Here is a 12,872-nt window from a genome sequence, read left to right as displayed (position 1 = left end):
CCGGGCGGCCAATCGCGCCGCGACTGGACCGGGACCGGGCGGGTATACGGCCCCGATGACTGACACCGCCACCGACCGGGAACAGCGACTGGCCGAGCGCGTCGAGCAGCTGTACGCCAACGACCCGCAATTTCGCGCCGCCGCGCCGTCGGCGGAGGTGACCGAGGCCGCGCACCGGCCCGGGTTGCGGCTTGCCGAGGTGGTCGACACCTATCTGGCGGGCTACGCCGACCGGCCCGCCCTGGGGCAGCGCGCCTGCGAGGTGACCCGCGACGAGGCGACGGGGGCCGCGGGCACGACGTTGCTGTCGGGATTCGAGACCATCACCTATCGCGAGCTGGCCGAGCGGGTCGCCGCCCTGGCGGGCGCGTGGCGCTCGGGCTTGCCGCACGGCTTTCGTCCGGGCGACTTCGTCGCCGTGCTGGGCTTCACCAGCATCGACTACGCGGTGAACTACCTGGCCTGCATCGCCCTCGGCGCGGTGTTCGTGCCGCTGCAGACCAGTTCGTCGGCGGCGCAGCTGGCCCCGATCGTCGCCGAGACCGCACCGCGCGTCCTCGCCGTGAGCATCGAGTCGCTGGACACCGCCGTCGACGTCGTCGTCGACGCGCCCTCGATCGAACGGCTGGTGGTGTTCGACTACACCAGCGACGACGACGCACAGCGCGACCGCTACGAGTACGCCGTCGCACGCCTGGGCGCCGCAGGGCGACGGCTGGATGTCGCGCCGCTGGCCGCCGAGCTCGAGTCCGGCCACGGGCTGCCGGCCGCGCCGGCGTTCGTCCCGCCCGCCGACGAAAACCCCTTGGCCACTTTGATTTACACGTCGGGCAGCACCGGCACCCCGAAGGGGGCGATGTACACCACCGACATGATGACCCGGCTCTGGCAGCGTCCCCACAGCCCCTCGCTGGACATCGGCAAGCTGATCCCGGCGATCCACCTGCAATACATGCCGCTATCCCACGTCTACGGGCTGGAATGGCTCATCGCCACGCTGTCCTCCGGCGGGATCGGCTACTTCGCGGCCAAGAGCGACATGTCCACCCTGTTCGACGACATCGCCCTGGTCCGCCCCACCGCCCTGAACCTGGTCCCGCGCGTGTGCGACATGTTCTTTCGGCGCTACCGCAAGGAACTCGACCAGCGACCGCCCGGCGATCAGGGCGCCGAGCAGCTGGACGAGGCGGTGAAAGCCGAACTGCGCGAAGACTTCATCGGCGGTCGGGTGCTCTCGGCGATGTGCGGCAGCGCGCCGTTGTCCCGGCAGATGCACGCTTTCATGGAGTCGCTGCTCGACGTGCCGGTCGCCGACGGGTACGGCGCCACCGAGACCGGCGGCGGCATCCTGCGCAACGGCATCCTGCGGCGCCCGCCGGTGACCGACTACAAGCTGGTCGACGTTCCCGAGCTGGGCTACCTCACCACCGACGAGCCCCACCCGCGCGGCGAACTCTGCGTCAAGGCCAGCACCGTGATCCCGGGATATTTCAAGCATCCCGAACTGTCGGCCCAAATCTTCGATGAGGAAGGGTTTTACAAGACCGGCGACATCATGGCCGAGCTGGGCCCCGACCGCCTGATGTACCTGGACCGTGCCAACAACGTCATCAAGCTCTCGCAGGGCGAATTCGTCGCGGTGTCCCAGCTGGAGGCCACCTACTCCACCAGTCCCTACATCCGGCAGATCTTTCTGTACGGCAGCAGCGAGCAGCCGTTTTTGCTCGCCGTGATCGTGCCCAACCCCGACGCCATCGGCGACCGGGACGCGCGGGGTTTGATCGCCGAGTCGCTGCAGCGGATCGCCGCCGACGCCCGCCTGCACCCCTACGAGATCCCGCGCGACTTCCTGCTGGAGCCACAGCGTTTCACCCGCGACAACGGGTTGCTGTCCGGAGTGGGCAAACTGCTGCGCCCGGCGCTCAAGGCGCGCTACGGCGAACGCCTGGACGCCATGTACGCCGACATCGAAGCGAGCCAGAACAACCGGCTCGACGAGCTGCGCGCGGCGAGCCGCGACCGGCCCACCATCGACACCGTGCGACGCGCGGCGGTGGCCACCCTCGGTCTCCCGGGCGACGCGACCCCGGGAGCCGACGCGAAATTCATTGACCTGGGCGGTGATTCGCTGTCGGCATTCTCGTTCGCCACGCTGCTGGAGGCGATCTTCGGGATCGACGTGCCGGTCCAGACGATCGTCAGCCCCACCGCAACCCTGGCGACGATCGCCAATTTCGTTGACGGCGAACGGACGTCGGTGTCCACCCGCCCGACGTTCGCGTCGGTGCACGGCCGTGGCGCCAGCGTCGCCCGGGCGGCCGACCTCACCCTGGACAAGTTCATCGATGCCGGCACGCTGGCCGCCGCGCCCGGCCTCGACCGCCCGTCGGGCGCGGTCGACACCGTGCTGCTGACCGGCGCCAACGGCTACCTGGGGCGCTTCTTGTGCCTGGACTGGCTCGAACGGCTGGCGCCGGCCGGGGGCACCGTGATCTGCCTGGCCCGCGGCGCCGACCCGACCGCCGGACGCCAGCGCATCGAGGCCGCGATGGACAGCGGCGACGCGCGATTGTCCGCGCGTTTCCGCGAATTGGCCGCCAAGCATCTGCGCGTCCTCGTCGGGGACGTGGGCGCGTCCAACCTCGGCCTGGACACCCCCACCTATGACCGGCTCGCGGGGTCGGTGGACCTGATCGTGCACTCCGCCGCCCTGGTGAACCACGTGCTGCCCTACAGCCAGCTGTTCGGCCCCAACGTGGTGGGCACCGCCGAGATCGTCAAACTCGCAATCACCAACCGGCTCAAGGCGATCAACTACATCTCCACGGTCGCGGTGACGGCCCTGCCGGACGGCGGGTTCCTCGGCGAGGACGTCGACGTACGCTCGGCCAGCCCGTCGCGGTCCCTCGACGAGTCCATCGAAAGGTATGCCGGCGGCTACGCGACCAGCAAGTGGGCGGGCGAGGTGCTGCTGCGCGAGGCGTACGACTTGTGCCGGCTGCCGGTGGCGGTGTTCCGCTCCGACATGATCCTGGCGCACAGCACCTTCGCCGGCCAGCTCAACGTGCCCGACATGTTCACCCGCCTGATCCTGAGCGTGGTGGCCACCGGGCTGGCGCCGCGGTCGTTCTACCGGCTCGACGCGTCCGGCCGCCCGCAGCGCGCCCACTATGACGGGCTGCCGGCCGATTTCACCGCCGAGGCGATCACCACCCTGGGCGGGGACATCCGCGACGGGTACCGCACCTACAACGTGCTCAACACCCACGACGACGGCGTCTCTCTGGACACCTTCGTCGACTGGCTCATCGCGGCGGGCCACCACATCGAGCGCATCGACGACTACGACGAGTGGCTCAGCCGGTTCACCGCGGCGATGAAGGCGCTGCCCGAGGGCCAGCGGAAGCATTCCATGCTGCCGCTGATGAGCGCCTACGCCACGCCGGGCGCGCCGACGCAGGGCACCGGGATGCCGGCCGAAAAGTTCCGCGCCGCAGTGCAATCCGCCGGGATCGACAGCGCCGGGGACGTGCCGCACGTGACGGAGCCGCTGATCGGCAAGTACGTCACCGATCTTCAGCGGCTGGGCTTGCTTCCGGCGTCGACCGGCGCGCACGTGGCCTGACCCTCCCGAGCAGGTACAGCCCGATCACCACCGCCCAGGACAGCAGGCTGAGCCAGAGCTGACTGCGCGCCGAGCGATCGAACGCCATCTGCACCAGCACGGCGGTGATCCCGGCCAGCGTGAGGATCGACAGCACCGGGAAGAACCACATCTTGATCCGCAGCTCGTCCTCGGGGGTGCGGCGGCGCAGGATGATCTGCGACAGCGCGATCAGCCAATAGACGAACAGGATGACGGCGCCCGACGAGTTGAGCAGGAAGAGGAACACCGTGTTCGGCGCGACCCACGCCATGACGACGCATCCGAAACCGACCGCCGACGAGCACAGGATGGCCAGGTGGGGGACCCCGCGGCGGCTGAGCCGGACCAGCCGGGCCGGCGCCTCGCGGCGGTCGGCGAGCACGAACAGCATGCGCGACGCCGTGTACAGCCCGGAGTTCAGGCAGGACAGCACGGCGGTGAGCACGACGGCGTTCATCACCTGGTCCGCGCCGGGCAGACCCATGTGCTTGAGCGCGGCGACGTACGGCGACGCGCCCGGCTCCACCGAATCCCACGGCAGGATCACCACGAGCAGAAACACCGAACCGACGAAGAAGATCGCGATGCGCGCGACCACCGAGCGCGTCGCCCGCTGGACGGCGACCTCGGGGTCGCGGCTCTCGGCGGCGGCGACGGTGACGATCTCGGCGCCGACCATGGAGAAGATCACCACCACGATGGCCGCGAAGACCGCACCGACGCCCTTCGGGAAGAAGCCGCCGTGCGCGGTGAGGTTCGAGAAGTCCGTGTTGTGGCCGGGCAGCAGGCCGAGCACGAAGACCGAGCCGACGACGAGGAACACCACGATGGTGGCGACTTTGATTCCGGCGAACCAGAATTCGAACTCGCCGAAGGATGACACCGAGAACAGGTTCGTCGCGGTCATCAGCAGCATCAGGCACAGCGACAGCAGCCACAGCGGCGCGTGGAACCAGTAGCCGAGGACCTTTCCCCCGGCCACCGCCTCGAACCCGACCACGATCACCCAGAAGTACCAATACAGCCACGCGACCGAAAAGCCCGCCCAGCCGCCCAGGGCGCGCGCCGCGTAGTCGGCGAACGATCCCGTCGACGGATTGGCGGCGGCCATCTCGCCCAGCATCCGCATCACCAACACGATCAGCAGGCCGCACAGCGTGTAGGTAAGGAAGGCGGCGGGCCCGGTGTCCTTGATCACCACGCCGGACCCGACGAACAAGCCGGCGCCGATCACCCCGCCGATGGCGATCATGCTGAGCTGCCGCTGCGACAGTCCTTGCCGCAGTTGCGAAGCGCTGGCCATGGTTAACCACAGCACATCGGTGGGCCAGGCGCCACCGCCCGCGCCGAGTCTGCGCTCAGCGCCAAAAAATCGCGAAATTCACGCGCTGGACGCAGTCTCGGCGGGAATACGCGTCAGTGCGCCGAGGCGAGCGCGAACGGCGTCGCCGGTGCCGGGCGTGATCGGCGGTTGGGTTGTCGCCACAAGCCTTTTCGTTCGAGCAGCGGCAGGACGCCCTCGCCGAACCAGTAGGCCTCCTCCAGGTGCGGATAGCCCGACAGGATGAAGTGGGTGATGCCCAGCCGGGAGTACTCGGCCAGCCGTTCGGCGACCTCGGCGTGCGACCCGACCAGCGCGGTGCCCGCGCCGCCGCGCACCAGGCCCACCCCGGCCCACAGGTTGGGGCCGACCACCAGCCGGTCGGTGCTGCCGTCGTGCAACTTGAGCATGCGGTGCTGGCCCTCGGATTCGCTGCGCGCCAGGCTGGCCTGCACCCGCTGGACGTCGGCCGGGTCGACGGCCGCGAGCAACCGGTCGGCCTCGGCCCACGCCGCCTCCGCGGTGTCGCGGCTGATCGGTGGCTCGCCCCAGGTCAGGTAGACGTCGGAGTGCTTGGCCGCGACCGGCCCCGCCGCCGCCGACGAACCGCCGAAGAACACCGTGGGTATCGGGTCGGGCGGGTTGTTGAGCTGCGCGCCGTCGATGCGGATGTGGTCTCCGGCGAAGGTCAACGGCTCCCGCGAGGCCCACAATTGCCTTACCACGTGCAGGAATTCGGCCGTGCGGGCGTAGCGCGACTCCTTGTCCAGGAAATCCCCGTAGGCGCGTTGCTCGTGCGGCTCGCCGCCGGTCACGACGTTAAGCAGCAGCCGCCCCGCCGAATGCCGCTGGAACGTCCCGGCCATCTGCGCGGCGAGGGTGGGGCTGAGCAATCCCGGCCGGAACGCGACGAGGAATTTCAGCGTCTCGGTTGCATCGATCAGCATCGCCGTCGTCAACCAGGCGTCCTCACACCACAATCCGGTCGGTGTGAGGACCGCCTCGAAGCCGTTGTCCTCGGCGGCCGCGCAGATCTGGTGCAGGTAGCGCAGCGTCGCCGGCCGGTCGCCGTGCATGGCGGTGCCGTGCCCGCCCGCGACCAGGTTCCGCGAATCCCCGTAGGTCGGCAAAAACCAGTGAAACGCCAGGCTCATCCATTCTCCCTCGTCGGCCTCCCCGCATCGTGGGCGACGTTGCGGACGGGCGCCAGGGTTGAAACCGGCGAGATTGCATCCCCGACAAGGTCACCGGTTCGCGACCGCGCGGTCACGCGAGATCACGCAATGCTTCCAATTCGGCGTGGCTCGGCCGATATCGAGCGATCGGCCCGGCATTATTGCGATCATGCCTGATCTCACCCGCCGGGCGGTGCTGCGAATGGGCGCCGGTGCCAGCCTGGGAGCCGCTGGCATGTTCGCGTTCAGCGCCCTGTTGGATCCGGTCAGGCCGCAGGCCGCGCCGGCGCCGCTGGGCCCCGCCCCGTTCGAGCCGCCGACCGCCGGCACCCTGCCGACCAAGCTCACCGGCTCGTTCGTGTCGGCCGCCCGCGGGGGCATCAAGACCAACTACGTGATCGCCGTGCCGCCCGGCCAAACCGGGGCGCTGCGGCCGGTGATCGCGCTGCACGGCGTGGACGGCGACGCCAACCAGATGCTGGACATGGGCGTCCAGGAGGGTCTGGCCCGGCTGGCCAAGGAGGGCAAGCCGCCGTTCGCGGTGGTGGGTGTCGACGGCGGCAACACCTATTGGCACAAAAGGGCTTCCGGCGTGGACTCGGGCGCGATGGTGCTCGACGAACTGCTGCCGATGTTGTCCACCATGGGTTTCGACACCTCGCGGGTCGGCTTCATGGGGTGGTCGATGGGCGGGTACGGCGCGCTGCACCTGGGCGCCAAGCTGGGCCCGGCGCGCACCGCCGGCATCTGCGCGATCAGCCCGGCGCTGTACACCTCGTTCGCCGGCAGCGCGGCGGGCGCGTTCGACAGCTACGACGACTGGGTGGCGAACAACGTCGTGGGCCTGCCGGCGCTCAACACCATCCCGCTGCGCGTGGACTGCGGCACCTTCGACCGGTTCTATTTCGCCACAAAGCAATTCGTCAGCCAGCTCAAGACCAAGCCGGCGGGCAGCTTCTCCCTGGGCGGACACGACGTCGGTTACTGGCGCATGCAATTGCCCGGCGAGCTGACCTGGATGGCGACGTAGCCCACGCCGATGACAGTCCAGGCGGAGCGGCGCATCAAGGGGACGGGATTCCGCCCGGACATCGAGGGTCTGCGCGCGGTCGCGGTGATCGCGGTCGTGGCGTACCACGCGGGAATCCCGGGCGTCGGGGGCGGCTACATCGGGGTGGACGTCTTCTTCGTCATCTCCGGCTTCCTCATCACCGGGCTGCTGTGGCGCGAGGTCACCGGCACCAACACCGTTGCGCTGGGCCGCTTTTACGGCGCCCGGGCCCGGCGCCTGCTGCCGGCCGCGGCCGTCGTCGGCGTCGCCACCGCCGTCGTGGCGGCCGTCGCGCTGCCGCCGCTGCAGGCGCGCGGCGTCCTGCTGGACGGCATCGCCTCCGCCCTGTACGTGGGCAACTACCGGTTCGCCGGGCAAGCCACCGACTACCTGGCCTCCGGCGCGCCGTCTCCGTTCCAGCACTACTGGTCGCTGGGCGTGGAGGAACAGTTCTATCTGGTGTGGCCGGTGCTGATCATCGCCACGGCGTGGCTGGCCCGCCGCAGGAGCGGCGGCTCCCTCCCGTACGCGGTGACGCTGGGGCTGGTCGGGGCGGCGTCGCTGGCGGCGGGCCTGGCGTGGACGCGCACGTCGCCGTCGTGGGCGTTCTTCTCGTTGCCCACCCGCGCGTGGGAGCTGGCGGCCGGCGGGCTGGTGGCGCTGTCGATTCGCCACTGGCGGCGGCTGCCCCTGCTGCCCGCGGCGATCGCCGGGTGGGGTGGCCTGGCGCTGATCGCGTTGACCTGCACCCAGCTGGGTCCCGGCACGCCCTACCCCGGCACCGCGGCGCTGCTGCCCGTGCTGGGCACCGCGCTGGTGATCGGGGGCGGTTGCGTCACCGGCGGCCTGGGGGCCGGCCGCCTGCTGTGCCGGCCCGCGATGCGGGCGATCGGCCGGGTGTCCTACTCGTGGTACCTGTGGCACTGGCCGGTGCTGCTGCTCATGCCGCGGCTGTTGGGGGAGCCCGACGGGCTGGCGGCCCGGCTGACCGCGGTCGCCGTCTCGGCCGGGCTGGCCGTGATCACGTTGCATCTGGTCGAAAACCCCGGCCGGTTCGCCGCCGCGCTGCGCCGGTCTGTGAAGGCGAGCCTGGCAGTGGCGGGCGCCGCCAGCGTGGCCGCGGCGTGCGCGTGCGCGCTGTTGCTGACGCTGACGCCGGTGCCGACGGGCCACGGCGCGGCGGCACCGAAGGCCAACATCGTCACGCTGCCACCGGCGAATGTCCCCGCGGTCGTCCCGCGGCAGGCCGCCGTCGAGCAGGCGTTCGCGCAGGTGCGCGGGGCGGTCGCGTCGTCCGCGGGCCTGCGGGCGGTCCCGTCCAACCTGGACCCGCCGCTCGCGCAGGCCGCGGCCGACAAGGCGGCCGTGTTCGTCAACGGCTGCGTGCGCTCGTGGCGCGAGGTGGGCCACGGCGAGTGCGCGACGGGTGACACCGCGTCGCCGACGACGGTGGCCCTGGTCGGCGACTCGCACGCCGCGATGTGGGAGCCGGCGTTGCAGGGGGTCGCCGAGCAGCGGCACTGGCGGCTGGAGACGCTGGCCAAGGTGACCTGCCCGCTGCAGCAATTGCGCATCACCAGCCCGTATCTCGGCCGCGAGTACACCGAGTGCGAGCAGTGGCGCGCGCAGATCGTGGACCGGTTGCGGGCCGAGCACCCGCGGCTGGTGGTGCTCGACATGAGCCGGCGTTACGGCGCGGATTTCGGCTTCGTGTCCTACGACCCGGCGTGGATCGACACGGTGGGCCGCACCGTGGCGCTGCTGCGCGACACCGGCGCCACCGTGCTGGTCCTGGGACCGGCCCCGGATCCGCGGGCGTCCGCTCCCGCCTGCCTGTCGGGGCATCTCGACGACGCCACCGCGTGTGCGCCGGCGCGGCCCGCCGCGGTCAACGATGACGGCATCGCCGCCGAGCGGGCCGCGACCGAGGCCGCCGGCGGTCACTACGCCGAGCTGACCGACCTGTTCTGCACCGCCGACCGCTGCCCGATGATCGTGGGCAACACCCTGGTTTTCCGCGACGACAACCACGTGACGACCGAGTACGCGCAACTGCTCACGCCGGTGCTCGGCGCGCTGGCCGACCGCGCCCTGACACCGGAATGAACTTGATGCCCCCGCCGAACGTCTGATCAGTGAAAGGGATTTGGAGGTTTCCGACATGACTGCGCTGCTACTGACCTGCATTGCGGCCGCCACCCCCGTGGTCGGCGCCGGCCTCATGCAGTTGCAGGCGCGCCTGGAGCGATGGGACTACGAGCGGCACGCGGAGGACTGAATATCCGCGTGCCCGCAACCGGGGTCTACGCATTTATGCCGATGTTTTGCGCCTCGCCGCGCCCGCATGCTGGCTAACATGAGCGAGATCGATACGCCGCTGGTGGACTGGAGCGAGCAAAGCGTGAGCGAGCTGCCCATTGGGACCGTGACGTTGCTGCTGGCCGACGTCGAAGGGTCCACCCGGCTGTGGGAAACCCAGGGCGACATCATGGCATCCGCGCTTGAGCAGCTCAATCAAACGGTGAACGATCTCGTCGCCGCCCACGGCGGGGTGCGGCCGGTCGAACAGGGCGAGGGCGACAGCTTCGTGGCCGCGTTCTCGCGCGCCAGCGACGCCGTCGCGTGCGCGCTTCGGCTGCAACTGGCGCCGCTGGCGCCGATCCGGCTGCGCATCGGCGTGCACACCGGCGAGGTCCAGTTGCGCGACGCCGGCAACTACGCCGGACCCACCATCAACCGGACCGCGCGGCTGCGCGATCTCGCCCACGGCGGGCAGACCGTATTGTCCGGCGCCACTGAGTCATTGGTGCTCGACCGGCTGCCTGCCGATGCGTGGCTGACCGACCTGGGCCTCCACCCGTTGCGCGACCTGCCGCGCCCGGAACGGGTCGTGCAACTCAATCATCCCGACCTGCGCAACGACTTCCCGCCGCTGCGCACCGCGAATGACGTTGCCGGGTCGCATCTTCCGGCCCAGCTGACCAGCTTCGTGGGTCGTGGCTCGCAGGTCGGTGACATCGCGCAGCTGCTCAAAGAGAACAGACTGGTGACCCTGACGGGCGCCGGCGGGGTGGGCAAGACGCGGTTGGCGATCCAGGTCGCCTCCGAGGTGGCGCGCGAGTTCGCGGGCGGCGTCTGGTTTGTCGACCTCGCGCCGGTCACCAACCCGCTCGTCGTGCCCGTCGTCCTGGCGCGCACCCTGGGCCTTGCCGACCAGCCGGGCCGCTCCACCATGGACACGGTGTGCAAATTCGTCAGCGGCCGAAAGATGCTGCTGCTCTTGGACAATTGCGAGCATCTGCTGGAAGCCGGCGCGGCCCTGTCCGTCGCCCTGCTCGACGCCGGCCCCGAGGTGACGATCCTGGCCACCAGCCGCGAGCCGATCGGCATCGCCGGGGAGCTGACCTGGCGGGTGCCGTCGCTGTCGGTGGACGGCGAGGCCGTCTCCTTGTTCGTCGACCGCGCCCGTCGGACACGGCCGGATTTCCATCTCACCGAAGACAATTCGCCCGCGATCGCCGATATCTGCCGGCGCCTGGACGGCATGCCACTGGCGATCGAGCTGGCGGCCGCGCGCACCCGGACATTGTCGCTCACCCAGATCGTCGACGGCCTCCATCACAACTTCCGCCTGCTCGCCGGCGGCGCACGCACCGCGGTCCGCCGCCAGCAGACGCTGCGCGCGTCCATCGACTGGTCGCACGCCATGCTTACCGAGCCCGAACGCATCCTGTTCCGCCGACTGGCGGTGTTCATGGGCGGGTTCGACCTCGGCGCTGCATACGCGGTGGGCGCCGACAGCGACGCCGAGCACTATCAGCTCATCGACCTGCTCGGGCTGCTCGTCGACAAGTCACTGGTCGTCGCCGAGGAAACCCAGGGCGTGATGCGCTACCGCCTGCTGGAGACCGTCCGCCAGTACGGCCTGGAAAAGCTCGCGGAGTCCGGCGAAGCCGAGGCGGTGCGGACCCGACATCGCGACCACTACACCGCCACCGCGATGGCACTGGAATCCCAGACGGGCGGCGACGGAACGCCACTTGTCCCCTGGGCCGAAATCGAGATGGATAACCTGCGGGCGGCCCACGCGTGGAGTTGCGATGCCGCGGAATTCGAGCCGGCGCTTCGGCTCGTGTCGGCGTTGCAACGACTCTGGCTGACGCGCGGGCGATTCCGCGAGGGCGTGGCCGGGTTCGCAGCCGCGTTCGACGACGACCGCTACCGCGACGACGGCGTCGCCGCCGAGGTCTGGATACGTGCGGTCGCCAACGCGGGACTGCTGGCGGTCTGGTTCTCCGTCCCGGCCAGCCTGCAACGGGCCGAGGAGGCCCTCGCCGCCGCACGCGAAATCGGCGATCGGGCGCTCATCGTGCACACCTTGATGACCTGCGGCATGCTGGCCATCGGCAACCCCGAGGTCGCAGAACCCTATCTCGCCGAGGCCACCGACCTGGCTCGCACGTCGAAAGATGCTGCGGCGCTGTGTCACCTGCGCGCCTACCAAAGCTTCGCCGCCGGCGTCGCCGGAAATCCGATCGCTGCGCAGGCCGCCGGCGAGGAGGGGCGAGACCTCGCCGACGCGCTCGGCGAGAGCTTCATGTCGCGGTACAGCCGCACGTTCCTCGGGACTGCGCTGGGAATGCAGGGCAAGCTGGCCGAGGCGCACCTGGTAGCCCGCTCGCTGGTCGAGGAGGCACGCGCGGCCGGGGACCGCCCGATGGAAACGTTCGGTCTGATCATTTTGGCGCAATCGCTCGCGTTCACGGATCCCGCGGCGGCGCGCACGGCGGCCGAAGCGGCCCTGGAAGTCGGGGCCACGCTGGGTGGATTTCACGAGGACTCGGCCTACACGGCCGTGGCCAATGCCGCGGTGGCGGAAGGCGATGCCGTTGCCGGCAGGCGGGCCTGCGACGCGGCGTGGCGGCACACGTACCCGCTGAAGGAGCTGTTGACCCGGAGCACGCTGCCGATGGCCGAGGCGGCCATGGGCTGCGGCGATCTGGTCGCCGCCCGCCGGTGGGCGGACGAGACCGTCGCCGTCGCCCCTGGGTTCCATCGGGCGGTCGCGCTGATCGCGCGCGCCCGCGTCGCGATCGCGCAGGGCGAGCCGCAGCAGGCCGACCGCGACCTGCACGACGCCATCGAGGTCGCCGAGCGCACCGGCGGGCGCGTGCGCCTGCCCGACGCGCTCGAATGCCTCGCGGGGTTGGCCGGCGATCCCGAGCACGCCGCGCGGCTGTTCGGTGCGGCCGAGGGCATGCGGGGGCGGCACGGCGAGGTGCGCTTCAAGGTCTTTGACAAGGCTTATGACGAGTCGGTGGCGGCGGTGCGTGATGCGTTGGGACAGGGTGCGTTTGATGCCGCGTGGTCCGAGGGCGCCGCGCTGCCCACCACCGAAGCCATCGCCTACGCGGGGCGGGGCCGGGGCGCGCGCGGTCGCCCGGCCAGCGGCTGGGAGTCGTTGACGCCCACCGAGCGAGAGGTCGTCGGACTCGTCGGGGAAGGGCTGTCCAACAAGGACATCGCCGCCCGGCTGTTCGTCTCACCGCGCACCGTGCACTCGCACCTCACGCATGTCTACGCGAAGCTAGGGGTGTCGTCGCGGGTGCAGCTGTTGCGTGAGGCCGACCGGCACGCGTAGTTTTCGCCGAACGTGAAGCTATGGCGAGAATTTCGCGA

Annotated in this window: 6 protein-coding genes; 4 read left to right on the top strand and 2 right to left on the bottom strand. The window is 70.4% G+C overall.

What is annotated here, in order from left to right:
- Window positions 1–55 precede the first annotated feature (55 nt).
- Window positions 56–3,625: a carboxylic acid reductase gene (gene car, locus AC5Y4Z_RS19520; protein WP_499966276.1), complete on the top strand. Its 3,570-nt coding sequence runs from the start codon at window positions 56–58 to the stop codon at window positions 3,623–3,625.
- Here car and AC5Y4Z_RS19515 read toward each other — a convergent pair.
- Both AC5Y4Z_RS19515 and AC5Y4Z_RS19510 read right to left on the bottom strand, forming a co-directional pair.
- Entirely contained in the window at window positions 3,567–4,949 is a 1,383-nt protein-coding gene (locus tag AC5Y4Z_RS19515; RefSeq protein WP_499966275.1) for an amino acid permease, read from the bottom strand. The genes car and AC5Y4Z_RS19515 overlap by 59 nt on opposite strands.
- Window positions 4,950–5,062: 113 nt before the next feature.
- The gene (locus tag AC5Y4Z_RS19510; RefSeq protein ID WP_499966274.1) at window positions 5,063–6,121 is read right to left on the bottom strand and encodes an LLM class flavin-dependent oxidoreductase; all 1,059 of its coding nucleotides are present in this window, start codon (window positions 6,119–6,121) and stop codon (window positions 5,063–5,065) included.
- A gap of 181 nt (window positions 6,122–6,302) precedes the next feature.
- Here AC5Y4Z_RS19510 and AC5Y4Z_RS19505 point away from each other — a divergent pair, with 181 nt between their 5' ends.
- The 3 genes from AC5Y4Z_RS19505 (at window position 6,303) to AC5Y4Z_RS19495 (ending at window position 12,834) form a co-directional block, all read left to right on the top strand.
- Entirely contained in the window at window positions 6,303–7,172 is an 870-nt protein-coding gene (locus AC5Y4Z_RS19505) for an alpha/beta hydrolase (protein WP_499966379.1), read from the top strand.
- 9 nt (window positions 7,173–7,181) lie between these two features.
- Window positions 7,182–9,299 (top strand): acyltransferase family protein, encoded by a 2,118-nt coding sequence (locus tag AC5Y4Z_RS19500; protein WP_499966273.1) that lies wholly within the window; start codon window positions 7,182–7,184, stop codon window positions 9,297–9,299.
- A gap of 238 nt (window positions 9,300–9,537) precedes the next feature.
- Window positions 9,538–12,834 carry a helix-turn-helix transcriptional regulator gene (locus tag AC5Y4Z_RS19495; RefSeq protein ID WP_499966272.1) on the top strand — a complete coding sequence of 1,099 codons (3,297 nt, stop codon included), beginning with the start codon at window positions 9,538–9,540 and terminating at the stop codon, window positions 12,832–12,834.
- Window positions 12,835–12,872 lie beyond the last annotated feature (38 nt).

This window comes from Mycobacterium sp. NGS63, from assembly GCF_059812295.1.
This window is presented reverse-complemented; position numbering and strand designations above follow the sequence as displayed.